General features: G+C 72.0%; 21 protein-coding genes and 2 pseudogenes. 8 read left to right on the top strand and 15 right to left on the bottom strand.

Annotation, left to right across the window (positions count from 1 at the left end; translation table 11 throughout):
- Positions 1 to 40 precede the first annotated feature (40 nt).
- A pseudogene (locus SSPS47_RS03280) lies at positions 41 to 893 on the top strand (SDR family oxidoreductase); the annotation flags it as partial.
- Positions 894 to 1,511: 618 nt separating this feature from the next.
- Here the strand turns inward: SSPS47_RS03280 and SSPS47_RS03275 are convergent.
- Both SSPS47_RS03275 and SSPS47_RS03270 read right to left on the bottom strand, forming a co-directional pair.
- Entirely contained in the window at positions 1,512 to 3,194 is a 1,683-nt protein-coding gene (locus tag SSPS47_RS03275) for a DUF885 domain-containing protein (protein ID WP_164248586.1), read from the bottom strand.
- 41 nt (positions 3,195 to 3,235) lie between these two features.
- A complete protein-coding gene (locus tag SSPS47_RS03270) occupies positions 3,236 to 3,736 on the bottom strand; it encodes an Lrp/AsnC family transcriptional regulator (protein ID WP_078078511.1) in 501 nt (166 codons plus the stop codon).
- A gap of 83 nt (positions 3,737 to 3,819) precedes the next feature.
- On the opposite strand from SSPS47_RS03270, the gene SSPS47_RS03265 reads away from it, so the two are divergent.
- Entirely contained in the window at positions 3,820 to 5,073 is a 1,254-nt protein-coding gene (locus SSPS47_RS03265) for a PLP-dependent transferase (RefSeq protein ID WP_239064754.1), read from the top strand.
- On the opposite strand, the gene SSPS47_RS03260 is transcribed toward SSPS47_RS03265, so the two are convergent.
- Together SSPS47_RS03260 and SSPS47_RS03255 are read right to left on the bottom strand one after the other, a co-directional pair.
- Entirely contained in the window at positions 5,054 to 6,514 is a 1,461-nt protein-coding gene (locus tag SSPS47_RS03260) for a GNAT family N-acetyltransferase (RefSeq protein WP_164254366.1), read from the bottom strand. The two genes, SSPS47_RS03265 and SSPS47_RS03260, sit on opposite strands and share 20 nt — an antisense overlap.
- 201 nt (positions 6,515 to 6,715) lie before the next feature.
- The gene (locus SSPS47_RS03255) at positions 6,716 to 8,323 is read right to left on the bottom strand and encodes an alkaline phosphatase D family protein (RefSeq protein WP_164248584.1); all 1,608 of its coding nucleotides are present in this window, start codon (positions 8,321 to 8,323) and stop codon (positions 6,716 to 6,718) included.
- A gap of 377 nt (positions 8,324 to 8,700) precedes the next feature.
- On the opposite strand from SSPS47_RS03255, the pseudogene SSPS47_RS35160 reads away from it, so the two are divergent.
- Positions 8,701 to 9,210, top strand: a pseudogene (locus SSPS47_RS35160) (EamA family transporter); the annotation flags it as partial.
- 322 nt (positions 9,211 to 9,532) lie between these two features.
- A complete protein-coding gene (locus SSPS47_RS03245) occupies positions 9,533 to 10,297 on the top strand; it encodes a GntR family transcriptional regulator (protein ID WP_164248582.1) in 765 nt (254 codons plus the stop codon).
- 230 nt (positions 10,298 to 10,527) lie between these two features.
- Here the strand turns inward: SSPS47_RS03245 and SSPS47_RS03240 are convergent, their stop codons facing one another.
- Both SSPS47_RS03240 and SSPS47_RS03235 read right to left on the bottom strand, forming a co-directional pair.
- On the bottom strand, positions 10,528 to 11,481 hold the full coding sequence (locus SSPS47_RS03240) for an IS481 family transposase (protein WP_164248580.1): 954 nt from the start codon (positions 11,479 to 11,481) through the stop codon (positions 10,528 to 10,530).
- A gap of 259 nt (positions 11,482 to 11,740) precedes the next feature.
- Complete coding sequence (locus SSPS47_RS03235; protein WP_164248578.1) at positions 11,741 to 12,898, bottom strand: ROK family protein; 1,158 nt, start codon at positions 12,896 to 12,898, stop codon at positions 11,741 to 11,743.
- 185 nt (positions 12,899 to 13,083) lie between these two features.
- Here SSPS47_RS03235 and SSPS47_RS03230 point away from each other — a divergent pair, with 185 nt between their 5' ends.
- Positions 13,084 to 13,521, top strand: coding sequence for a hypothetical protein (locus SSPS47_RS03230; RefSeq protein ID WP_164248576.1), 438 nt, complete (start codon positions 13,084 to 13,086; stop codon positions 13,519 to 13,521).
- Between the two features lie 7 nt (positions 13,522 to 13,528).
- Here the strand turns inward: SSPS47_RS03230 and mug are convergent, their stop codons facing one another.
- From mug to SSPS47_RS03195, 7 genes are all read right to left on the bottom strand, one after another.
- Positions 13,529 to 14,080 (bottom strand): G/U mismatch-specific DNA glycosylase, encoded by a 552-nt coding sequence (mug, locus tag SSPS47_RS03225; protein WP_164248574.1) that lies wholly within the window; start codon positions 14,078 to 14,080, stop codon positions 13,529 to 13,531.
- A gap of 10 nt (positions 14,081 to 14,090) precedes the next feature.
- A complete protein-coding gene (gene purB, locus SSPS47_RS03220; protein WP_164248572.1) occupies positions 14,091 to 15,533 on the bottom strand; it encodes an adenylosuccinate lyase in 1,443 nt (480 codons plus the stop codon).
- A gap of 117 nt (positions 15,534 to 15,650) precedes the next feature.
- Positions 15,651 to 16,457, bottom strand: a complete 807-nt coding sequence (locus SSPS47_RS03215) for an SGNH/GDSL hydrolase family protein (RefSeq protein ID WP_164248570.1) — start codon at positions 16,455 to 16,457, stop codon at positions 15,651 to 15,653.
- Positions 16,458 to 16,503: 46 nt separating this feature from the next.
- On the bottom strand, positions 16,504 to 17,526 hold the full coding sequence (locus tag SSPS47_RS03210; protein ID WP_164248568.1) for a hemolysin family protein: 1,023 nt from the start codon (positions 17,524 to 17,526) through the stop codon (positions 16,504 to 16,506).
- Positions 17,523 to 18,878 carry a hemolysin family protein gene (locus SSPS47_RS03205; RefSeq protein ID WP_164248566.1) on the bottom strand — a complete coding sequence of 452 codons (1,356 nt, stop codon included), beginning with the start codon at positions 18,876 to 18,878 and terminating at the stop codon, positions 17,523 to 17,525. The genes SSPS47_RS03210 and SSPS47_RS03205 overlap by 4 nt, the downstream gene beginning before the upstream one ends.
- 143 nt (positions 18,879 to 19,021) lie before the next feature.
- Positions 19,022 to 19,660 carry a LysE family translocator gene (locus tag SSPS47_RS03200; protein WP_164248564.1) on the bottom strand — a complete coding sequence of 213 codons (639 nt, stop codon included), beginning with the start codon at positions 19,658 to 19,660 and terminating at the stop codon, positions 19,022 to 19,024.
- Between the two features lie 60 nt (positions 19,661 to 19,720).
- Positions 19,721 to 20,167, bottom strand: a complete 447-nt coding sequence (locus tag SSPS47_RS03195; protein WP_164248562.1) for a GNAT family N-acetyltransferase — start codon at positions 20,165 to 20,167, stop codon at positions 19,721 to 19,723.
- Between the two features lie 168 nt (positions 20,168 to 20,335).
- On the opposite strand from SSPS47_RS03195, the gene SSPS47_RS03190 reads away from it, so the two are divergent.
- From SSPS47_RS03190 to SSPS47_RS03180, 3 genes are read left to right on the top strand one after another with little or no spacing between them, the layout of a single operon-like run.
- On the top strand, positions 20,336 to 20,602 hold the full coding sequence (locus SSPS47_RS03190) for an antitoxin (RefSeq protein ID WP_164248560.1): 267 nt from the start codon (positions 20,336 to 20,338) through the stop codon (positions 20,600 to 20,602).
- 33 nt (positions 20,603 to 20,635) lie between these two features.
- Positions 20,636 to 21,484, top strand: coding sequence for a protein phosphatase 2C domain-containing protein (locus SSPS47_RS03185; protein ID WP_164248558.1), 849 nt, complete (start codon positions 20,636 to 20,638; stop codon positions 21,482 to 21,484).
- A gap of 16 nt (positions 21,485 to 21,500) precedes the next feature.
- Positions 21,501 to 21,914 carry a fic family toxin-antitoxin system, toxin component gene (locus tag SSPS47_RS03180; RefSeq protein WP_164248556.1) on the top strand — a complete coding sequence of 138 codons (414 nt, stop codon included), beginning with the start codon at positions 21,501 to 21,503 and terminating at the stop codon, positions 21,912 to 21,914.
- 34 nt (positions 21,915 to 21,948) lie between these two features.
- Here SSPS47_RS03180 and SSPS47_RS03175 read toward each other — a convergent pair whose 3' ends face one another.
- Complete coding sequence (locus SSPS47_RS03175; RefSeq protein WP_164248554.1) at positions 21,949 to 22,629, bottom strand: class I SAM-dependent methyltransferase; 681 nt, start codon at positions 22,627 to 22,629, stop codon at positions 21,949 to 21,951.
- Between the two features lie 83 nt (positions 22,630 to 22,712).
- Entirely contained in the window at positions 22,713 to 23,480 is a 768-nt protein-coding gene (gene bioD, locus SSPS47_RS03170; RefSeq protein WP_164248552.1) for a dethiobiotin synthase, read from the bottom strand.
- Position 23,481 lies beyond the last annotated feature (1 nt).

Genomic DNA, 23,481 nt, shown 5'->3' with positions numbered 1-23,481 from the left:
GCAATCCGTATGACACACGCCGTACGGCCGACCATCATGGATGACCACGCCTCAACTCCCCGAGCCCAGCGCCGAATCTCTCCGCCGCGAGTACATGCCCCTGCGGGGTCGTACAGCCCTCGTCACCGGTGCCAGCAGGCGCGGCGGCATCGGTGACGCGGTCGCCCGCCGGCTGGCCGCGTACGGCGCGAGCATCTACCTCCACCACCATGTGCCGCACGACCGGACCCAGCCCCGGGGCGCGGATCCCGACGGCCCCGAAGGCGTCGCGGCGGGCGTGCGCGAAGCCCTCGGGTATCCCAGCGCCCAAGTCGTGCACGGGCCCGGCGATCTCTCCGACCCCGAAGGCCCGGCCCGGGTCTTCGCGGCGGCGAGCGAGGCGCTCGGCGGCGTGGTCGACATCCTGGTGGCCAACCACGCCCCTCGACGGCTCGGACGGCAGCCTCAAGGAGATCGACGCGGAACTGCTCGACGCGCACTGGGCGACCAACACGCGCTCCGTGATCCTGCTGATCCAGGCGTACGCCAAGCTGCGGGCCGCCCATCCGGTCCGTATCCGGCGCGGCAGCCGCATTATGATGATGACCTCCGGCCAGGATCTGCGCGCCGGTATGCCCGAGGAGATCGCCTACAGCCTCTCCAAGGGCGCCCTCGCCTCGGCCACCCACACCCTGGCCGCGTCACTGGGCGGCATGGGGATCACGGTCAACACCGTCAACCCCGGCCCCGTGGACACGGATTACCTCACCGGCGAGGCGTACGACAAGATCGCCGGGATGTTCCCGGCCGGACGGTGGGGGATGCCGGACGACCCGGCGAGGCTGATCGCGTGGCTCGCCACGGACGAGGCCGAGTGGATCACCGGCCAGGTCATCAACTCGGAGGGCGGTTTCCTGCTGAGCGGGGAACACTTCACCCCCGTCCCGGGCGGCCCCTGGCCCCACGAACGCCCGGCGGACCCACGCCCGGCCCCGGCCGATGAGCCGGGCCGCCAGGCCTTGTCCGGCGGATCCTCGGGGGCCCGCGACGCCTGGCACGGCACCTCTGCCCCGTAGTCCCCGAGGGGCGCACGGGAGGTGCGCCCTGCGTTGTGGGAGTCGGCCGGGTCCATCCAGTACGAGCACGATCCTCCGCCTTGCGAGGCACCGCACCACGTGACACCAGCCGCTCCGCGGCGGGCCCGGGCCAATCCCCGAAGATCCGCCGGACAGGACCCAGGCCGTGTTTTCGAAGTCGCGCCCTGCCCGCGACGCCTGGCACGGCACCTCTCCCCCCCTAAGGGGCCCGGGAGGTGCCCCCCAGCGTTGTCGGAGTCGGCCGAGTGCGGCCGGTCCATCCACCGCTCCGGTCCTCCGCCTTGCGATGCACCGCACCGGCCGCCGTGGGCCAGGCGGGAGTTTCCGGACACGCCCCGGGCGGTGTCCTCGACGCCCGTCCGGGGCGCCCGGCCGAGCGCCCCGGACCGGCGGTCCGGGGGCGGCGCCCGGCGTCAGCACGCCGGGCGCCGCCCTTCAGAGCTTGGACAGCTCGTCCACCAGATCGTCCAGCCCCAGCGAGCCCTGCGACAGGGCCGCCATGTGCCACGCCTTCGCGTCGAACGCGTCGCCGTGCCGCTTGCGCGCGTTCGCCCGGCCCAGCAGCCACGCCCGTTCGCCCAGCTTGTAGCCGATCGCCTGGGCCGGCATCGACAGATAGCGGGTCAGCTCGCTCTCCACGAAGTCCGCCGGCCTGCCGCTGTGGTTCCCGAAGAACTCCTGCGCCAGAGCGGGTGTCCAGCGCTCACCCGGGTGGAACGGCGAGTCCGCCGGGATCTCCAGCTCCAGATGCATCCCGATGTCCACGATCACCCGGCAGGCACGCATCATCTGCGCGTCCAGATAGCCGAGCCTGCGCTCCGCGTCGGGCAGGAAGCCCAGCTCGTCCATCAGCCGCTCCGCGTACAGCGCCCAGCCCTCGGCGTTCGCGCTGACACCGCCCACGGACGCCTGGTAGCGCGAGAGCTGGTCGGCGACATGGGTCCACTGCGCGATCTGGAGGTGATGGCCGGGGACACCCTCGTGGTACCAGGTCGACACCAGGTCGTACACCGGGAAGCGCGTCTCGCCCATCGTCGGCAGCCAGGTGGTGCCGGGGCGCGAGAAGTCCTCCGACGGGCCGGTGTAGTACGGCGCCGCCGCGCCGCCCGCCGGGGCGATACGCGACTCCACCTTCCGTACCCGGTCGGCGAGTTCGAAGTGGGTGCCGTCCAGCGCCTCGATGGCCTCGTCCATCAGCGCCTGGAGCCACTTGCGCACCTCCTCGACGCCCTCGATGTGCTCCCCGTGCTCGTCGAGATGGGCCAGCGCCTCCCAGGGGGTCGCGCCGGGGAGGATCTTCGCGGCCTCCGTGGTCATCTCGGCGCGCAGCCGGTGGTACTCGGACCAGCCGTAGGCGTACGCCTCGTCGAGATCGAGGTCCGTGCCGTTGAAGTAGCGCGACCAGCGGGCGTAGCGCTCACGGCCCACCGTGTCGGGCGCGCCCGCGACGGCCGGCGCGTACACGTCGCGCATCCAGTCGCGCAGTGCGGCGACGGCGCCGGTGGCCTCGGCCGCCGCCGCGTCCAGCTCCGTACGGAGCGAGTCGGGGCCGGAAGCCGCGAACTCGTCGAACCAGCCGCTGCCGTCGCCCGCCCACTCCGTGAGCTGGCCGACGAACGTCGCGGTCGGACGGGGCCCGCCGAGCAGATTCCGTTCCAGACCGAGGGCCAGCGACTCGCGGAACCCGCTCAGCGCGGCCGGTACGGCGCGCAGGCGCTGGGCCACAGCCGCCCAGTCCTCGTCCGTCTCGGTCGGCGTCACGGTGAAGATGTCGCGGATGTGGTGGGCGGGGGAGTGGATGTTGCTGACGGCGCGCAGGTTCTCCTCGGCGTCGTGGACGGCGAGTTCGGCGGTCAGCCGTTCACGGAGCAGCCTGGCGCAGCGCCGCTCCTGGTCGTTGTCGGCTCCCGGCAGCTTCGTCGCGATGTCGAGCTTGGCGAGGGTCGCGCGGGCGAGGTCGGCGACCTCTCGCGCTCCGGCCGGTGAGAAATCGGGCAGGCGGCCGGAGCTCGCCGCGACGCCCAGGAAGGTACCGGTGATCGGATCGAGTTCGATGAGTGCGTCGACATAGGCGTCGGCGACCTGGCGGGGCAGCGCGCTGCTGGAAGTGTCTGGCATGGCGACATCCTCTCCGAGGGAGGACCGCGCGTCACCCTACTTCAGGACCGCGTTGCCGGTGGAATGGCTGATGAAGGCGGCATAAGGGGACCGCAGTCCCACTGTTGGAAGACCAACCGGGTCTCGACACGGGCGACTTCCGGCCGTGAGGTGAACTCGTCCACCACGAGCCGCTGGAGATCCGCCGTGTCGGCCACCGCCACAAGGACCAGATAGTCGTCCGGCCCGGTCAGATGGAAGAGCGAGCGGGACTCCGGCAGGCCCCGGATCCGCTCCACGAACGGCTTGATCAGCTCGCGCCGGTGTGGCCGGACCTGCACGGACAGCAACGCCTGGAGGCCACGGCCGAGTTTGGCCGGATCGAGGCGCAGCTGGTGCCCCAGGATCACCCCGGAGCGGCGAAGTCTGGCCACCCGGTCCAGACAGGTCGACGCGGCGACGCCGACCTCGGCGGCGATCTCCCGGTAGGTGGTCCGTGCGTCGTTCTGCAACAGGCGCAATATGTGCAGGTCGACCGTGTCCAGTACGACTGACTCACTCATCCGGCGAACGTAACACGGGGCACTGCCCAAGATTCCCGCCGGATGTTCAGAGTGCCTCCATGGACTCCCTGGATGCCGGTGGCATGAGCGAACCCGTAGCCCTACCCCTGTCCGCGGCCCTTCCCCGGGCGCTGGCGACCGAGGCCGTGCACGCGGGCCGCGAGGATCTCGCGCGGCTCGGTGTGCACGCGGCGCCGATCGATCTGTCGACGACCTACCCCTCCTACGACACCCGTGACGAAGCGGCGCGGATCGACGAGTTCGCCACCACGGGCGCCCGCCCCGAGGGCCCGCCCGTGTACGCCCGCCTGGACAACCCGACGACGGCCCGCTTCGAGACGGCGCTCGCCCGTCTGGAGGGCACCGAGAGCGCGGTGGCCTTCGCCAGCGGCATGGCGGCGCTCACCGCCGTCCTGCTCGTACGGTCCGGCCTGGGGCTGCGCCATGTCGTCGCGGTACGGCCTCTTTACGGATGCAGCGACCACCTGCTGACCGCCGGTCTCCTCGGTACGGAGGTGACATGGACCGATCCGGCCGGCATCGCCGACGCGATCCGCCCCGACACCGGCCTGGTGATGGTCGAGACCCCCGCGAACCCGACCCTCGCAGAGGTGGACATCGCCGCCGTCGCCCATGCCTGCGGCTCCATACCGCTGCTGGTCGACAACACCTTCGCCACGCCCGTGCTGCAACGGCCCGTCGAGCACGGCGCCCGGCTCGTCCTGCACAGTGCCACGAAGTATCTCGGCGGACACGGCGACGTCCTCGGCGGAGTCGTCGCGTGCGACGAGGAGTTCGCGCGCAAGCTGCGCCAGGTGCGGTTCGCGACCGGCGGTGTCCTGCACCCGATGGCCGGCTATCTGCTGCTGCGGGGTCTGTCCACGCTGCCCGTGCGGGTACGGGCGGCCTCGGCCACCGCGGCCGACCTGGCCCGCAGGCTGGCCACCGACCCGCGCATCGCCCGGGTGTACTACCCGGGCATCGGCGGGGCGATGGTCTCCTTCGAGGTGTACGGGGACCCGCACGAGGTGATCGCGGGCGTCCGTCTGATCACCCCGGCGGTCAGCCTCGGCAGCGTGGACACGCTCATCCAGCACCCGGCCTCCATCAGCCACCGGATCGTGCCCGAGGGGGACCGCCGGTCGGCCGGGGTGAGCGACCGGCTGCTGCGGATGTCGGTCGGCCTGGAGGACGTCGAGGACCTGTGGCGTGATCTGACCGAGGCGCTCAGTGCCGGGTCGGGACGGGAGTCGCGATCTCCGGAGTCCCGTACCGGGGTCCTTACGACACCCGGTACGGCGCCTCGGACCGCGCCTCCTACCGGGTCCCGTACGTAGCACCCGGCCGGATGCCGTGCGACGTCCCGGAGGCGGCTCTGTACGGTGTCTCGTCCGAGGCCGGCGTCTGCCGCTCGTCCGTCCCCCTGAGGCGGGCGGTGACGACCAGCGTGCCACCCTCTATCTGGTAGTCGAGCGGCAGACCGAGCCCGCGCATGGCGGCGACCATGCCGGTGTTGGAAGCCTGTGTGACGGCGTACACGCTGGCGCAGCCCGCCTCGACGGCGAGCGCGACCAGCCGGCCGAGGAGTTCGGAGCCGATGCCGCGCCGCTGCCAGGCGTCCTCGACGATCAGCGCCACCTCGGTCTCGTCGCCGTCCCACAGGAGGTGGCCGAGCGCGACGAGGCGTCCGGACGCCGTCTGGACCTTCAGTGTCCGACCGTGCCGCGGGCTCAGCAGATGGTCGAGATAGCGGTCCGCGTCGCCCACCGGACCGTGGTAGCGCAGGCCCAGGGTGCGCTCGGAGCAGCGCTCGTGCATCGCCGTCGCCGCGTCGACGTCGCTCTGGTCGGCGCGGCGCACGGTGATCCTGCCCTCGGGCAGCGTCAGGACGTCCCGGCTGCGCGGTACGCGCGGGCCGAGGCGCGCGTCGAGTTCGACCAGGGCGCGGGCCCTGGCGAACTCGGTCGGTGTGAACGGCAGATGGTGGCGCTCGACGGTGATCGTGCCGCCGTTCGGGTCGCGCATCCGCATCGTGGTGCTCTCCAGGATCCCCTCGACGGGGGCGCTCTCGCCGGTCGGGCGACCGGTGGGGGAGACGGCGGGCAGCGAGTGGATCGTGCAGCGGCCGAGTAGCTGGCGCAGGGCCAGGGGCAGTTCGGCGGCGTCCAGGGCGGTGCGGGTGGCCAGACCGAGGACCCGGGTCGGCGCGTCCACGAGATCGTGCGCGTCGGCGCGCTCGATCCAGATGTCGCCGCCGCCCGCGAGGGAGATCTCGCCGGTGAGCTCCCTCGCGGGCAGCGCGGCGGGCGCGCGCAGCAGGAACTCGTCGACGGTGCCGGTGGCCAGCGGGTGCGTCTGGAGCGTGAGGATGTCCACCCGGCGGCGGGCGAGGACGGTGCACAGCGCGGCCAGCGAACCGGGGGCGTCGCGCACGGTGGCCCGCATCCGCCACAGCGCGGTGGTGGTGTCGGAGTCCGCGGCGGCGCCTGTCCGCTCCTCGGCCCCGGCCGGAGCGCCCTCGGACGTACCCGACGCACCGCCGGCCGACGCCGCGTCAACCGGTGGCGCGTGGCCGTGGCGCCTTGACCACCATGTGTGGAATCCGGCCGTGATGATCAGGGCGATCGCGGAGGCGACGAGCAGGACGGGTCCGTCCGGCCCGTGCACGATCATGTTCGCGACAGCGTCGGCGACCGCCACCGCGGTGAACAGGGCGGCCAGTTCGACGAGATCCCGGCGCCAGTGATGGGGGCGCCGGGCACTCTTCGATGGAGTCACATCGGTCATGACCTCACTGTGACCCAATGGTGTTGCGCGATCACGAACGTACTGTGACTGATGGGTAAAAGATGCTTCTGTTCGCCTATCAACTACTTTTGGTTGATTTATGGCGTGCGATGGCCGCGCCCCGTTCCACCTTGACGACCGGGGCGGGGTCCGCGTCCTCCCGCGAGGCTACCCGCCCCGGACACACGGGGCCTACTGGCCGACCCGCCCCGGTTTCAGCACCTTGCTGAACAGCACCTTGTTCCCCTCCGCCCGCAGTCGCACCGTCAACTCGCCGCTGCCACCGTCGATGTCCACCTCGCCGAAGTACTGGGGCGACTCCATCGGCGAGACGTTCGCCCGGTCCGGAGCCTGTACGAAGACCCGGTTGGGCCCGAAGGTCCCGTCCAGGGCGTTCGCCTGGAACCCGCCCGCGGCCAGCGGACCCGACACGAACTCCCAGAACGGCGCGAAGTCCTTGAAGGCCGCACCCTCCGGCTCGTAGTGCTGCGCCGACGTGTAGTGGACGTCCGCCGTCAGCCACACCGTGCCGGTGATCCGGCGGTGCTTGACATGCCTCAGCAGATCGGCGATCTGGAGCTCCCGCCCCAGCGGCGCCCCGGGGTCGCCCTGCGCGATCGCCTCGATGTTCGCCGTACCGTCCGGCACGACCAGACCGATCGGCATGTCCGCCGCGATGACCTTCCACACCGCCCGCGATTGTGACAACTCGCGCTTGAGCCAGTCCAGTTGTTCGGCGCCGAGAATGCCCGTGGTGTCGTCGGCCTGCCGGCCGGGGGAGTTGGCGTTGCGGAACGAGCGCATGTCCAGCACGAACACGTCGAGCAGCGGCCCGTACCGCACCACCCGGTGCATCCGCCGGTCCTCGCCGCGCGCGCGGAGCGTCGGTACCGGGAAGTACTCGCCGAACGCCCGGATCGAGCGCTCCGCCAGCACGTCGACGTCCTTCTCCCGGTAGCGGACGTCGTCCAGGATCTGCCCCGGATACCAGTTGTTGCGCACCTCGTGGTCGTCCCACTGCACGATCGTCGGCACCTGTGCGTTGAACCGGCGGACGTTGTGGTCGAGCAGGTTGTAGCGGAACTGGCCCCGGTACTCGTCCAGCGTCTCGGCGACCTTCGACTTCTCCTCGGTGACGAGGTTGCGCCAGACCCGGCCGTCCGGCAGCGTCACGGACGGCACCAGCGGCCCGTCCGCGTACACGGTGTCACCGCTGCACAGGAAGAAGTCCGGGTCGAGCCGCCGCATGTCGTCGTACGCGCGATAGCCGCCGATGTCGGGGTTGATGCCCCAGCCCTGGCCGGCGATGTCGCCCGACCACAGGAACCGCACGCCCTGCCGGCGCCGCGCCGGAGCCGTACGGAACGTGCCGTACACCGGCTCGCTCGTACGCCGGGGGTCGTCCGGGTCGGCGAGCGTCACCCGGTAGTGCACCTGCTCACCGGCGGGCAGCCCGCGAAGCGGTGTCGTACCCGTGAAGTCGGTGCCGGGGCCGAGGAGCGGGCCGTGCCAGGTGCGCGCGCGGCGGAAGGAATCCGTCGCCGACGTCTCCACCAGCATCCGCGCGGGCCGGTCGGAGCGGATCCACACCAGTCCGGACGACGAGGTGACATCGCCGCTCTGGACACCCCAGTCGGCGCTCGGCCGGCCGGAGCGCGCCTGGGCGGGAGCGGCGCCGGCGACCGTCCCGGCGACGGCGACGGCGGCGGTCGTGGGCAGTGCCAGCGCGGCGGAGGCGGCGAGGGAGCCGCGCAGTACGGTGCGGCGGTCCGTGGCCGGACTCGGGGAACTGTTCGTCATCGATGTGCCTCCTGCGGCGGGTTCGGTGGGACCGTGACCTGGGGAACGGTGCGACGTGCCATACCTAGGTCCTGTCTTCGAACTGGCGTCTGGCTCACGACGCCTGGCACGCACGCCCGCTGCGTTGTCGGACTCGCCCAAGTACGCCCGGTACGAGGGCGATCCTCCGTCTTGCGATCGCACGCACCAGACGCCGGGAGCCCCGCCCTGCGGGCGGACGACGCCATTCGAAGACAAGACCTAGCGCCCGGCGACGGCCGGTACACGAACCCCGGGTGAACAACCCGCCCGCCGAACCCCCGCGACCCGCCCTCCGGCCCCGCTTCCGACGCCCCGTCCACCACCATGCCCGGCATCACCCCCGCCCGACCGCCCTCGGCCGGCAGCCGCATCCCGCGCGCGCCGTCGTGTACGGCGCGCTGCTGGTCGCCGTCGGCGCGTTCACCGTCCAGGGCCGGGGGCGCACGGACGCGGCCTGCATCGCCTGGTCCCTCGCCGCGCTCGTCGGCGAGGTCGGCTTCGCCGTACTGGCCGTACCGGTACCGCGTCCGCTCGGACCCGAGTTGCTCTCCGCGACCGTCGTCGGCGTCGCCGCGATCGGGTCGACGATCGCCGGACTCGTCCTGGACGGAACCGGGTTCGTCCGCGTCCCCACCGGCGAGGAGGCGGTCGCGCTCGGCTGGCAGGCGGCCGTGGTGACGGTGATCGGGTTCATCTGCCGGTACATGGGGATGCAGCGCATCGGCGCGGAGCGGGCCACGCTCCTTTCCGGCCTCATCCCGGTGGCGGCGGCGCTCACCGCGTCTGTTGTGGGCACCGGTGCCTTCGGGCCCGCGCAGGCCGCCGGGAGCCTGCTCGTGGGCATCGGTGTGGCGCTCGGCTCCGGTGCGTTCCGGGCCCGGGCGGCGGCCCTGCCGGTCGCGGAGGGCGAGCGCGTCCCCACGCCCTGACATGCCTGTATGTGTCTGTCCCGACATGTGGGGTCCCCGCCCCCAGGTCTCCCACCTGCTGATGTCGTCGTTTCACGCCAAACCCGCGAACTCTGCGTGAACGGTCTGTGGCAGAGTGCGATTCCGTCCGGGAGTGACCGCAGGATTGGTCTTGACCAACGCGATCGGCCGTCCTACTCTCGGAGAGTTAGTGCAGGAACCTTTAATAAACAAGTGCATGGAAAAGCCGCCGGGGACACGGCGATTGCGGAGGATCACGGTGGGGACCACGCAGCTCGAAACGGTGCCGGAGCCCAAGTACTGGCACCTCAAGACCGTGCTCGGCGAGGCACTGGACTCCGACTTCGCGGTCGGTGAGGTGCTGCCCAACGAGCGGGACCTCGCGGCCCGCTTCGGCGTCGCGCGCGCGACGCTCCGTCAGGCGCTCGAACAGCTCGAACTCGAAGGCCGGTTGCAGCGCCGCCGGGGCGTGGGCACGACCGTCGCGCCGCCGCGGATGGGTGTCGACGTGTCGACCACCCAGCAGGAGTGGCCGGGCGCGGACCCGGACGCCTGGCAGCCCGTCGACTCGGTCACCGCCGCGCCGCCCGTCGCCGTGGCCAAGATGCTCGGTACGGACGCGGGCGACGAGGTCCACACGGTCCGCAGGACGCGTGTGACACACGGGCAGACCGTGGCGGCCGAGTTGCTGTACGTCCCCTCGGAGTCGGTGCCCGAGCTGCCCGCCATAGACATCCCGTCCGGCCCCGCCCGCGCGCGCAGCGTGCTGCGCGAGCTCCAGCGGCTCGGCATGGAGGGCCAGGACCGCGCCGTGGAGCTGGGCTCGGCCCGCGTGGACGACGCCAAGGAACTCGACCGGCTGCCCGGCGCGCCCGTGCTCGTCGTCACGACCCGCTACCTCGCCGGGGGCCGCACGGCGGCCGTCTCGGTGGCCACGTACCGCGCCGACACCTGCCGCCTCACCTTCGGCGGCACGGGCGACGTCGAAATAAGCCACCACCCGGACGAGCGCAAGGCTTCCTGACCCAGGCCCGCCCGTCCCACCGCAGGCCCGTCACCGGGCCCGCGACGCCTCAACGAGCACTGCCCCCGTAGCCCCACGAAGGGGCACGGGGGCCCTGCGTTTTCGGGAGTCGGCCAAGTACGGCCGGTCGTCGACAACGCCGATCCTCCACCTTGCGAGGCACCGCACCACGTGACACCAGCCGCTCCGCGACGGTCCGGGGCGAAATCCCCGAAGACCAGCCGGAGGCCCTAGGTGTATTGACCCGGAGGGTTGTTGACGCGGGTGATGGGCGGGTGTCCGTCGAGTGCGGTGTGGCAGCGGTGGTGGTTGTAGGTGTGGAGGAAGTCTGTCAGGGCTTCGGTCCGCTCGGTGTTCGAGGTGTAGGGCCGCAGGTAGGCCCATTCGTCGAGCAGGGTGCGGTTGAAGCGTTCGACTTTGCCGTTGGTCTGGGGCCGGTAGGGGCGGGTGAGTTTGCCGGTCGCTCCGAGCTGGGCCAGGGCGGCCTTCCAGGCGAGGCCCTTGCGGTAGGCCCACGCGTTGTCGGTGAGGACCCGTTCGATGCGGGGGATGCCGTGGGCGTGGAAGAACGCGGCGGCGCGGGTGAGGAAACCGGCGCAGGTCGTGACCTTCTCGTCTGCGTGGATCTCGCTGTAGGCGAGGCGGGAGTGGTCGTCGACGGCGGAGTGGACGTAGTCGAAGCCCATGCCGCGGACCGGCCGGCCCGCTTCACGGCCCAGGGCACGGTGGCCGCCGCCGTCGGGAATGCGGCCGAGCTTCTTCACGTCCACGTGGACGAGTTCGCCCGGACGCTCGCGTTCGTAGCGCCGGATCACGGTGCCGGTGGGCCGGTCGGGCCAGGCCAGCCGGCTGAGACCGTGGCGGGCCAGGATCCGGTGGACGGTCGAGGCGGGCAGTCCCAGGACCGGGCCGATCCGGGCGGGACCGAGTTTGCGCTCCCGGCGCAGGTCACACACCCGGGCCTCGATACCGGCCGGGGTCCGGTGCGGCGTCGTGCGCGGCCGGCTGGACCGGTCGTGCAGCCCGGCCTCGCCTTCCGTCCGCCAGCGGCGGACCCACTTGTGGGCCGTGGCCCTCGATACACCCATCTCGGCCGCGACATGCGCGACCGGGCGGCCCGAGAAGACACGTTCGACCAGTAGACGCCTACCGAACACGGTCAGCCGGGCATTACGGTGGGACACGAAGACCTCCGAGTGGTGCGTTCCTAGACAGCTCCACCACACCGGAGGTCTTCGCCATGATCAAGCCCGACCAGTGTCAACAACGCTCGTGATCAATACACCTAGGGGGTGTCTTTCCGATCTTGCCGGGCTCGCGTGCCCTGGCACGCACGCCGCGTTGTCGTCGGTCGGCATGGCTCCGCCATGCATCCCTCCTCCGCCTTGCGATCGCACGCACCAGACCCCGCTCGCTGATCCGGCCTGATCGGAAAGACACCCCCTAGCGGCGGGCCGTCACCGTCGCGTCCACCGCGAACAGTTGTTCCTCGACGTGGTCCAGCGCCAGACGCAGCGCACCCGTGGCCACCGCCGCCTCGCCCAGCAGCGACAGCGTCACCCGGGGCGGGCGCAGACAGTAACGGGACAGCTCGTCGCGCAGTGGGTCGAGTACGCCGTCGAGGCCGGCCGCCCAGCCGCCGATGATCACCAGTTCGGGGTCGAGGGCCAGAACCAGCGCGGCCACGTCGTGGACCAGCCGCTGGATGAACCGCTCCATCGCCTGCTTCGCCCCGGCGTCCCCCTGCTTGGCCAACGCGAACACGCGGGCCACCGCCCGCTCGTCGAGCGGATGCAGCGGCTCGTCCGTCGTCGACAGCAGCTTCTCCGGTGTCACCTCGCGGCCCAGCAGATGCAGCGCCCCGATCTCACCGGCCGCGCCGCCGTAGCCGCGGTGCAGCCGGCCGCCGATCAGGGAGCCCGCCCCCGGGCTGAGACCGGCGAGCACGAACACGATGTCGTCCGAGTCGGTCGCCGCGCCCTTCCAGTGCTCCGCCACCGCCGCCGCGTTGGCGTCGTTCTCCACCAGCACCGGACAGCGGAACGAGCGGCGCAGCCGTTCGCCGAGGGCGAGGCCCGTCCACTCGGGCAGCGCCGTGCCGAGCCGTACCGTCCCGTCGGCCTCCACGATGCCGGGGCTGCCGACCCCCACCGCCCGCAGCGAACTGCGCGCCACCCCGGCGCGGCGCAGCACGTCGGAGACGACGACCCGCACCCGGTCCAGCCGTTCGTCCGCCGACGCGGTCTCCGTGGCGTCACGCGAACTGGCCCCGATGATCCGGCCGTCGAGACCCGACAGCAGCGCGGCGACCCGGTGCGGCCCGATCTCGATGCCCAGCAGATGCCCGGCCTCGGCCCGGAAGCGGAACCTCCGCGCGGGGCGGCCCTGCCGGCGGGTCCCGCCCTCGCCCGGCGCCGCCTCCATGACGAGGCCGATCTCCATCAGCCCTTCGACGACACCCTCGACCGTGGGCCGCGACAGACCGGTGATCCGGGTCAGATCGGTGAACGTGGGGCAGTCGGCGCCCCGCAGGGCGTGCAGCACCACCGCGGAGTTGATCCGCCGCAACAAGGAAGGGTCCCCGCCGGTCAGCCGCCCCACGGTATGTCCTCCAAGCTCGTGCGCGTGTCTGCCGGATGGTACTCGGTGGTCGCCCGGGCGGCTAACGGTCGACGGCACGGGGACCGCACGGTACCGGAATGCTCCGGACGACGGCGGGAAGCCACCGGTCGCGAGTGTGGTCTGACGGCATGCCAATTGTCAGTGGCGGGCGCTTTACTGGAGTCATGAGCACCGCACGGCACGTCGCCACCATCGATCTGCTGTGTGCCCGGTCCTTCCCCGCCGTGCGCGCCGGATCCGAGGTGGGGACGAGCGGACCGGGCTACCACCTGGCGGAGCTGGCGCGCGGCGAGAGCTTCTGGGAGGACGACGGGTCGCGCCGGGTACAGGAGGCGGAGCAGTACGAGGCCGAGTGCGCCGCACTCGCCTCGGTGCTGGCGGCGCGGTGGGGGGAGCCCCAGCTCGTCAGCCTCTGGAGCACACGCGTGCGCGGCGGCGAGGGCGAGGAGATACCGGAGCCGTGGCGCGAACTGTCGCACGGCGTGGGCCACGTGCACCTGTGGCGTACCGGAGGCCGCTGGGTCGCGGTCGGCGTGTCCCATCAGGGCGAGGAACACCCGTTCCAACTGCTCGCGGCCGTGACGGAGACAGACCCGCCGTAGACGGCCCCTACTCGGTCCTGTCCGGCATCCCCGCCGCCACGCGCAGCCTGCCGAACTCCTCCGCCATCGTCTCGGCCGTCCAGTGCGCGTTCAGACCGCTCGGGTTGGGCAGTGCCCAGATGCGGGTGGTGCCTGTCGTCCGCGTCTGCGGTCCGATGGCCGCCGCCCGGTCGCCGAACGCCGTGCGGTACGCGGTGATGCCGACGACCGCGAGCCAGCGCGGCCGCAACCGCTCCACCTTCGCCTCCAGGATCCGGCCGCCCTTCCGGTACTCCTCGTCCCTCAGCTCGTCGGCCCGTGCCGTCGCCCGTGCCACGACGTTGGTGATGCCGAGGCCGTACGCCGGCAACTCGTCCTGCTCGGACGGCGCGAGCTGCCGCGGGGTGAAGCCCGAGAGCCGCAGCACCGGCCAGAAGCGGTTGCCGGGCCGCGCGAAGTGGTGCCCCGTCGCCGCCGACATCAGACCGGGGTTGATCCCGCAGAAGAGCACGCCCAGATCCGCCGCGACCACGTCGGGGATGACGCGGTCGCGGGCGGCGGCCAGCTCCTCGGGCTTCACCTCGCCGGTCTCAGAGGATCGACCCGGGCGTGTATCCGGCGGCCACCGGGTGCCGCTTCACGATCTCCTCGATCCGGGCGAGCACGGCGGCCACCTGGTCACCGGCAGCGCCCGTGAACGACAGCTTGTCGGCCATCAGCCCGTCCAACTGCGCCCGGTCCAGCGGCATCCGCTCGTCGGCCGCGAGCCTGTCCAGCAGCTCGTTGCGCTCCGCGCCGCGCTCGCGCATCGCGAGCGCCGAAGCGACGGCGTGCTCCTTGATGACCTCGTGCGCGGCCTCCCGGCCGACCCCCGCGCGTACGGCGGCCATCAGCACCTTCGTCGTCGCCAGGAACGGCAGGTAGCGGTCAAGCTCGCGGGCCACGACCGCCGGGAACGCGCCGAACTCGTCGAGGACCGTCAGGAAGGTCTCCAGCAGCCCGTCGAAGGCGAAGAACGCGTCCGGCAGCGCCACCCGGCGGACGACGGAGCACGACACGTCGCCCTCGTTCCACTGGTCACCGGCCAGCTCGCCCGTCATCGACGCGTAGCCGCGCAGGATCACCATCAGCCCGTTGACGCGCTCGCAGGAACGGGTGTTCATCTTGTGCGGCATCGCCGACGAACCGACCTGGCCGGGTTTGAAGCCCTCGGTGACCAGCTCGTGCCCGGCCATCAGCCGGATCGTCTTCGCCACGGAGGAGGGGCCCGCGGCCAGCTGCACCAGCGCGGTCACCACGTCGTAGTCCAGCGAACGCGGATACACCTGACCGACCGAGGTGAACGCGTGGCCGAAGCCCAGATGCCCCGCGATCCGGGACTCCAGGTCCGCGAGCTTCGCCGGGTCACCGCCGAGCAGGTCGAGCATGTCCTGCGCCGTGCCGACCGGGCCCTTGATGCCGCGCAGCGGGTAACGGGCGAGCAGGTCCTCAAGACGGCCGTAGGCGACCAGCAGCTCGTCGGCCGCCGTCGCGAAGCGCTTGCCGAGGGTGGTCGCCTGCGCGGCGACATTGTGCGAGCGGCCCGCCATGACCAGCTCCGCGTACTCCCCGGAGAGCCTCCCCAGGCGTGCGAGCACCGCCACCGCACGGTCACGCATCAGCTCCAGCGAGAGCCGGACCTGCAACTGCTCGACGTTCTCCGTCAGATCCCGCGACGTCATGCCCTTGTGGACCTGCTCGTGACCGGCGAGCGCGTTGAACTCCTCGATCCGCGCCTTCACGTCGTGACGCGTGACCTTCTCGCGCTCGGCGATCGACACCAGATCGACCTGATCGAGCACCCGCTCGTAGTCGGCGAGGGCGGACTCGGGCACCTCGATGCCGAGATCCCGCTGGGCCCGCAGCACGGCGAGCCACAGCTGCCGCTCCAGCCTCACCTTCTGCTCGGGGGACCAGAGCACGGCCAGCTCCGCCGAGGCGTAGCGGCCGGCGAGGACGTTGGGGATACGGGGCTTCACAGACGCAGCAGTCACGTAGGCGGATTCTACGTGGCCGTTCCCGCTGGTCCGAGCCGCGCCCTTGTTCGCGGGGGGAGCGGCGGGATCCGAAGGACGGGCCCTGTGCCCGCCGAACCACACGACCGACAGGCCCTACGCCCGTTCGTGCCGCACGCCCGCGTCACCCGGCAGCGGCTCGTAAGGCAACAGCTCCGGCCGCTTCGGCGGCCTGCCGTCGCCCGACGACCGGCCCGTCAGCCGGCGGCCGATCCACGGCCCCAGATGCTCCCGCGCGAACCGGGCGTCGCCGGTGCGCCGCATCAGCCAGCCCGTGGGCAGCGCGGGCGCCAGCTCCGCACGCCAGTCGTCCGCCGGCTCCATACCCAGCGCCTGCCACACGGCCTCGGCGACCCGGCGGTGGCCGTCGGCGGTCAGATGCAACCGGTCCAGGTCCCACATGCGCTGCTCGCCGAGCACCCGCGCCCCGTACAGATCGACCACCATCGCGTCGTGCCGTTCGGCGAGCTCGTCGATGAAGGTGTAGAGGTTCTCCCAGCGCGACCGGAAACGTTCCGTCACCGGACCCCGGCGGACGGGGCTGTGCATCAGCACCAGCCGTCCGCAGGCCGGTGCCAGCCGCTCGACCGACTCCTCCAGCTTCCCGAGGACCAGACCCGGGTCGTACTTGGGCCGCAGCGTGTCGTTCAGCCCGCCGACCAGCGTCACCACGTCCGCGCGCATCGCGGCGGCCGTGTCCACCTGTTCGTCGAGGATCTGGCCGATGAGCTTGCCGCGTACGGCGAGATTCGCGTAGCGGAACCCCGGCGTACGGGCGGCGAGACGGGCCGCGAGCAGATCCGCCCAGCCCCGGTACGACCCGTCCGGCTGGAGGTCCGACATGCCTTCGGTGAACGAGTCCCCGAGGGCGACCAGACTGGTGTACGTGGCGTTCTTCTCCATGGCCGGGCGATCGTATCGCGCGCCCCGTGCCCTCCCGGACGGGGCCTCAGGTCCCCCGCGAATGCCTCCCGACCAGCTCACGCAGCACGTCCTCCATGGTCACCAGGCCTTCCAGCCTGCCGTCCTCGTCCAGCACGGCGGCCAGATGCGTACGGCTTCGGCGCATCGCGGTCAGCACGTCGTCGAGCGGGGTGTCCGCCCGCACCTGGGCGATCGCCCGCATCCCGGAGACCGGCAGCGGCTCCTCGCGCGGCATGGCGTCCAGGGCGTCCTTCACATGGAGGTAGCCGAGGATCCGCCGGGACTCGTCCACGACCGGGAAACGCGAGAATCCGGACTCGGCCGCCAGCCCCTCCAGCTCGACGGGTGTGATCCCCACCCGCGCCGTCACGACCTGGTCCAGTGGCATGACCACGTCCCGTACGGGCCTGTGTCCCAGCTCCAGCGCGTCGTGCAGCCGTTCGGCGGCGCGGTCGTCGAGGAGCCCGGCGTCACCGGCGTCGGTGACCATCCGGGACAGCTCGGCGTCGGTGAACGTCGCCGACACCTCGTCCTTGGTCTCCACGCGCAGCAGCTTCAGCAGCACATTGGCGAACGCGTTGACCGTGAAGATCACCGGCCGCAGCGCGCGGGCCAGCCCCACCAGCGCCGGGCCGAGGAGCAGCGCCGTACGCACCGGCTCGGCGAGCGCGATGTTCTTGGGCACCATCTCGCCGAGCAGCATGTGCAGATAGGTCGCCAGGGCGAGGGCGATGACGAACGAGATCGGGTGCACCACCCCGTGCGGCACACCGACGGCGTCGAAGACGGGCTCCAGCAGATGGGCGATGGCCGGCTCCGCGACGATGCCGAGCACCAGCGTGCACAGCGTGATGCCGAGCTGGGCGGCGGCGAGCATCGCCGAGACGTGCCGCAGGCCCCACAGGACGCTGCGCGCGCGCCGGTCGCCCTCCTCGGCGGCGGGCTCGATCTGGCTGCGGCGCACCGAGATCAGGGCGAACTCCGCCCCGACGAAGAAGGCGTTCACGACCAGGGTCAGGAGTCCCACGAACAGTTGGATCACGGTCATCGTCCGGCCCCCCCGTCGCGGTCGTCGTCCTCTTCGTCGTCGGGCGCCGGCAGGGGCGCGTGCAGCAGTACGCGGGCGGCACGCCGTCCCGAGGCGTCGACCACGTCGAGACGCCAGCCGCCCAGGTCGACGCGGTCGCCCTCGACGGGGATCCGGCCGAGTTCGGTGGCGACGAGACCGGCCAGCGTCTCGTACGGACCCTCGGGCACCCGCATCCCGATGTCCCACAGCTGGTCGAAGCGCGCGGCGCCGTCGGCCGACCACAGGTCGCGCCCGTCGGCGTCCTCGCCGGCGCGGGCCAGGTCGGACGTCTCGTGCGGGTCGTGCTCGTCACGCACCTCGCCGACGACCTCCTCGACGATGTCCTCCAGCGTCACGACACCCGCTGTGCCGCCGTACTCGTCGATCACGACCGCCATGGTGCGGTTGCCGGAGAGCCGGTCCAGCAGCCGGTCCACGGTCAGCGACTCCGGTACGAGCAGGGGGTCGCGCATCAGGTCGGACACCGCCGTACGGGTGCGTCGCTCGTCGGGGACCGTCAGCACGTCCTTGATGTGGGCGACGCCCACGACCGTGTCGAGACTGTCCTGGTAGACGGGGAAGCGGGAGAGCCCGGTGGCGCGTGTGGCGTTGGCGACGTCCTCGGCGGTGGCCTGTACGTCGAGCGCGGTGACCTGTACGCGCGGCGTCATCACGTTCTCCGCCGTCAGCTCCGCCAGATTGAGGGTCCGCACGAACAGTTCGGCGGTGTCCGCCTCCAGCGCGCCCTCCTTCGCGGAGTGCCGGGCGAGCGCGACCAGCTCCTGCGGACTGCGGGCCGAGGCCAGCTCCTCGGCGGGCTCCAGGCCGAGCCCCCGCACCAGGCGGTTCGCGGTGTTGTTGAGGTGGCTGATGAACGGCTTGAACGCGGCGGTGAACACCCGCTGCGGTGTGGCGACGACCTTGGCGACCGCCAGTGGCGTGGAGATGGCCCAGTTCTTGGGGACCAGCTCGCCGACCACCATCAGCACGACCGTCGACAGTGCCGTACCGATGACCAGTGCCAGCGACGACGCTACGGACGGCGAGAAGCCGATCGCCTCGACGGGGCCACGGATCAGCTTCGCCACCGACGGCTCGGCGAGCATGCCGACGACGAGATTGGTCACCGTGATGCCCAACTGGGCCCCGGAGAGCTGGAAGGTGAGGCTGCGTACGGCCTTCATGGCGCTCGACGCGCCACGCTCACCCTTTTCGACCGCCAGTTCGAGGTCGCTGCGTTCCACCGTCGTCAGGGAGAACTCCGCGGCGACGAAGGCTCCACAGGCCAGCGCGAGCAGCACGGCCACCAGGAGCAGGAGCACTTCGGTCATCGGTTCACCTCCGTCCCATGATCGGTCAGGAGCCGGTCAGCGGCGCGATATCCGCCGCTGTCGGTGAAGACGCCTATGTCATGTCCTGAGCGAACGGCACAGCATAGTGCCGCGATCGGAACCGTTGACGGCCACCCACCGGCCTACTCCTTGTGCCCCGTGGTGGCGACGGTGACGCCGAGTCCGATCATGGCGAATCCGCCGGCCCCGCCGACCATGGCGAGCCGGCGCGGCGAGCGGACGAACCAGCCCCGCGCGGTGGCGGCGGCCAGCCCCCACACGCTGTCGCAGACCACCGCGATGACGTTGAAGACCAGGCCGAGCAGGAGCATCTGGCCCGTGACGTGGCCCTTGCCGGGGTCGACGAACTGGGGGAGCACCGCGGCGAAGAAGACGATGGTCTTGGGGTTGGCCACACCGACGGCGAACCCTCCCCAGAAGGTGCGCAGATCGCTCCGCGCGGGACCGTCTGCATCGAACGACGCGTGCAGCGAACCACGCTGACGTACCGCCTTGATCCCCAGGTGAATCAGATACACGGCGCCCACCAGCTTCAGGGCCGTGAACGCGACGACGGAGCGCTCGACGACGGCCCCGACCCCCAGTGCCACGCCCACGACCAGCACGTAGGCCCCCAGTGCGTTCCCCGCGACCGTGGTCAGCGCGGCGCGGCGCCCCTGCGCGAGGGCCCGTCCCACCACGAAGAGCACGCCGGGGCCGGGAATGACGATCAGCAGGAACGACATGGCCGCGAAGGCGAGGAGACGGTCGGCGCTCGGCATGGCGCGGATCGTAGGTGCGCCGACCCGCCCGCCGCCACCGGTTTTACGGCCCGGGGCCGGTCAGCCGGCGAGCGGTTTCACCCAGCGCCGCCACTGCTCCTGGGGGCCGTACCCGGACGCCTCCCACGCCCGGTGCGCGAGAGTGTTGCGGTCGAGCACCATCGCGTCGGCCCGCCGCCCGCCCAGCGTGGCGAAGCGCTCCTCGGCGGCCCCGAGCAGCGCTGCCCCGATGCCCCGGCGCCGCCGGTCCGGATGGACGGCGAGCCGGTAGAGATGGCAGCGCCATCCGTCGAACCCGGCGATCACGGTGCCGGACAGCTCCCCGGCCCGCTCGGCGACGATCAGCGCACCGGGGTCGCGGGCCACCAGCCGCTCGACCCCCTCGCGGTCGTCGCTGATGCTGGTGCCCTCGGCCGCGATCTTCCAGAAGGCGAGCACGTCGTCGAGATCGGCCCGCGTCGCGGCCCTGATCCGCAGCTCGCCGTCCGTACCGGACCCGTTCGTCATGGCTACGTCCATGGACCAATCTCAGCACCGCGCCGCCCGCGCCGTCGAACGGATTCCGCGATGTGGTCGTCCCCGGGCCTCTCGTTCCCGGGTTCCTCGTTCCCCGCCTGGTCCGCGCCGCCGACCGCCCACTTGCCGACGCTAGCGTCCACGCGCTAGCTTGTTGGGGTGGCGAAGACTCAGTTGAACGTACGCGTGGACGAGACCACCGCGGAGGCCGCCCGGCGGCAGGCGGGTCGGCGCGGGATGAGTGTGAACCGCTACATCGAGGAACTCGTGAAGCAGGACGCGGGTGAAATCGGAAAGACCTTCGTCGAATCCGCCGCCGACTTCATGAAGCAGTACGAGTCGGTGTTCGCGGAGGAGTTCGACACGGAGACCGTCGGCACCGACCGGGGCGCGCGGCGGGGCAAGGGCCTCGACGGCGCACGCTGAGACCCGGTCCCGGTCCGGCAGGATTCGCGGCCGATGACCGGAACACCTGAACCACCCGTCTGCGCCGTCTGCGGCGGGACCGTCGCCCCCGACGGCCACTGCTGGGACTGCGGCGGCGCCCAGCCCGCCTACCGTTCGCACATAGAGACCACCCTCGCCCGCGCCGCCGGCGTCAGCGACCGCGGCAAGCGCCGCGGCGTCAACGCGGACGCCATGGCGCTGACCGCGACCGGTGCCTGGACGATCGGCGTCGTGTGCGACGGGGTGTCCATGTCGCCCCGCGCGGAGCGGGCCGCACGGGTCGCGGCCGATGTCGGAGCGGCCCGTGTGGAAGCGGGACTGCGGCAGGGAACGCTGCCGGAGACCGTCCTCGTGGACGCCGCCGCCCGCGCGGGCCGGGCCGTCGGCGCCCTGGCCGCCTCGGTCGACGAGGCCCCGGCCTGTACGTACGTCGCGGGCATCGCCGGCCCCGAGGGCATCTGGTGCGCGTGGATCGGCGACAGCCGCGCGTACTGGCTGCCCGACGACGGCACGTGCGTGGCGATGACCGAGGACGACTCGGGCCGGCACGACGCCCTGACGGCCTGGCTGGGCGCCGACGCCGGCGAACCGGTCGCGCGCGTCCGGAGCTACCGCCCACCGGGGCCGGGCCGACTGCTCCTGTGCACGGACGGGTTGACGCGCCATCTGCCCGGGGCCGACGGACCACGCGCCGTACTCGCCCGGCGCGGGTACTCAACGCCACGTGACCACAGCCTTCTTGAGGACGCGCGAGCGCTGATCGGGTACGCCATGGACGCGGGCGGGCAGGACAACATCACCGCACTGCTCATCCAGGTCGGGGATACTGATCATCGGGAACTCCCCGCCTTCGCCCCCTAGTGAGACAGCTGCTTCCATGGAAAACGCCGATTCTCCTGACACACCGTCACATGCCAACCTCACGTTACGGATCGATCTGTCATGGCTGCTCATGGTCGCCGAGAGCAAGATGCCCGGCGATCCGCAAGTCACCGACTGGGGCGCGCTCGTGGCCGCCGTCAGCCGGCACGAGGCCGAGATATTCGGCACCCCCGTCTACACCGACCCCCACAGCCGCGCGGCGGCCCTCCTGCAGACCCTTCTGCACGTCCCCGCGCTGGAACGGTCGAACGCCATGTACGCCTCGGCCGTCGCGTACGGCTACCTCGTCGCGAGCGGCCTGAAGGTCGTCACCTCGCCCGAGCAGGTCAGGGACCTGGCCAAGCTCGTCAAGGACGGCAGAGCCGACGTACGCGCCATCGCCGAGGAACTGCGCGGCTGGAGTCTGTGAGCCACTGACGTCGTCCGGCCGGGCCCACGCCCTGTCAGACCAGGTCCGCCCGCGGTCGGTACGCCACGCCGAGTACGCACGGTGAGGTCGGCGTCCGCGGGCCGGGATCCGGCACCCGCAGGGAGCGGTGCGTGCCGGACTCGAATCCCGCGTCCCGGATCGCGGCGAGCGGGTCCCGTGCCGGATGGCAGCCACCGAAGAGCGCCGGCCACACCGTGTGCTGGAGCGCTTTCTGCACTGTCGCCAGACCACGCTCCCGCGCCAGCCCGTGTTCGAGGAAGCGCAGCTCACCGCCCGGCCGCAGAACCCTGCGGACCTCGGCGAGCGCCCCTTGCACATCCCGTACCGTGCACAGCACCAGCGAGACGACGGCCGCGTCGAAACCCTCGTCCTCGACCGGCAGCGCCTCCGCCGTGCCGGGCAGCACGTCCACCGAGACCTCGGCACGCGTCGCCGCCCTCACCGCCAGCTGCCGCAGAGCGCGCTCCGGCTCGATCGCCACGACCTCGGAGACGGCCGCCGGGTAGTGCGCGAAGTTCAGCCCGTTGCCCGCGCCGATCTCCAACACCCGCCCCGACAGACCGTCAAGCAGCTCCGCGCGCAGGGCCGCGACGCCGCCCCTGGTGTCGGCGGCGACGCTCATCCGCGCGTAGAAGCGCGCGAAGACCGGGTGGTGCACGGAGTCCTTCGGGGGCATGCGGTTGCGCAGATGCATGGGGCGGGTCTCCTCCGGCGTACGGGCGACACCGCGATTGTTCCCCGTACGACTGCGCTCAGCAGCTCATGGGCCGGATCTGGTCACCGTTCGGCCGACCCGGTCCCCGCATCCCACGCGGCACGGGACCGGGCACCGGGCGCCGCGTCCGCCGTGAAACGCGCCACGTCCCAGCCCCCGCCGAGCGCCGGAGCCAGCCAGTCGGCCGCGCTCCGGCGGAACCGGGCCGGGGTGAGCGCGCCCGCGCCGTGCGGTACGGCCCCGAGCAGCGGGGCACCCGCCACGTCCGGCAGATCGGCCAGATTGCAGCGCGCCGCCAGATCCGGCACGGCCGGCCAGCTCCCGATCACCAGCCCCAGCGCCGCCAGACCGCGCGCCCTCAGCGCCTCGGCGGTCAGCGCGGTCGTGTTGAGCGTGCCCAGCCCGGCGGGCGCCACCACCAGCACGGGGGCCGCCAGCAGCCGGGCGGCGTCCGCGAGCGTGCCGCCCTCCTCGTCGAACCGTACGAGCAGCCCGCCCGCGCCCTCGACCAGCACCAGGTCGTGCTCGGTGGCCAGTTTCCCGGCCGTCTCGGCGATCTCGTGGGGCCGCACCGGCGGCGCACCCGCGCGCCGGGCCGCCGTGGCGGGCGCCAACGGCTCGGGAAACCGGGCCAGTTCGACCGTCGTGACGCCGCCCGCGAGGCGTATGACCTCGTCCACGTCGCCCGGCTCGTCCGAGCCGACACCGGTCTGTGCGGGCTTCAGCACCGCGACATCGAGGTCCCGGGCCAGCGCGGTCGCGGCCACGGCCGCCGTGACGACGGTCTTGCCGATCTCCGTCCCGGTCCCGGAGACGATCAGTACCGGCATC

This window comes from Streptomyces sp. S4.7, from assembly GCF_010384365.1.
In the GTDB taxonomy this organism is placed as follows: domain Bacteria; phylum Actinomycetota; class Actinomycetes; order Streptomycetales; family Streptomycetaceae; genus Streptomyces.
Note: the sequence above shows the minus strand (reverse complement) of the source record. Positions and strands in the feature narration are given on the sequence as shown.

Coding starts and splice junctions, on each gene's coding strand:
- SSPS47_RS03275 (WP_164248586.1), bottom strand. CDS start 3,194: ATGCCAGACACTTCCAGCAGCGCGCTGCCCCGCCAGGTCGCCGACGCC.
- SSPS47_RS03270 (WP_078078511.1), bottom strand. CDS start 3,736: ATGAGTGAGTCAGTCGTACTGGACACGGTCGACCTGCACATATTGCGC.
- SSPS47_RS03265 (WP_239064754.1), top strand. CDS start 3,820: ATGAGCGAACCCGTAGCCCTACCCCTGTCCGCGGCCCTTCCCCGGGCG.
- SSPS47_RS03255 (WP_164248584.1), bottom strand. CDS start 8,323: ATGACGAACAGTTCCCCGAGTCCGGCCACGGACCGCCGCACCGTACTG.
- SSPS47_RS03230 (WP_164248576.1), top strand. CDS start 13,084: ATGAGCACCGCACGGCACGTCGCCACCATCGATCTGCTGTGTGCCCGG.
- SSPS47_RS03215 (WP_164248570.1), bottom strand. CDS start 16,457: ATGGAGAAGAACGCCACGTACACCAGTCTGGTCGCCCTCGGGGACTCG.
- SSPS47_RS03210 (WP_164248568.1), bottom strand. CDS start 17,526: ATGACCGTGATCCAACTGTTCGTGGGACTCCTGACCCTGGTCGTGAAC.
- SSPS47_RS03205 (WP_164248566.1), bottom strand. CDS start 18,878: ATGACCGAAGTGCTCCTGCTCCTGGTGGCCGTGCTGCTCGCGCTGGCC.
- SSPS47_RS03200 (WP_164248564.1), bottom strand. CDS start 19,660: ATGCCGAGCGCCGACCGTCTCCTCGCCTTCGCGGCCATGTCGTTCCTG.
- SSPS47_RS03195 (WP_164248562.1), bottom strand. CDS start 20,167: ATGACGAACGGGTCCGGTACGGACGGCGAGCTGCGGATCAGGGCCGCG.
- SSPS47_RS03185 (WP_164248558.1), top strand. CDS start 20,636: ATGACCGGAACACCTGAACCACCCGTCTGCGCCGTCTGCGGCGGGACC.
- SSPS47_RS03180 (WP_164248556.1), top strand. CDS start 21,501: ATGGAAAACGCCGATTCTCCTGACACACCGTCACATGCCAACCTCACG.
- SSPS47_RS03175 (WP_164248554.1), bottom strand. CDS start 22,629: ATGCATCTGCGCAACCGCATGCCCCCGAAGGACTCCGTGCACCACCCG.
- bioD (WP_164248552.1), bottom strand. CDS start 23,480: ATGCCGGTACTGATCGTCTCCGGGACCGGGACGGAGATCGGCAAGACC.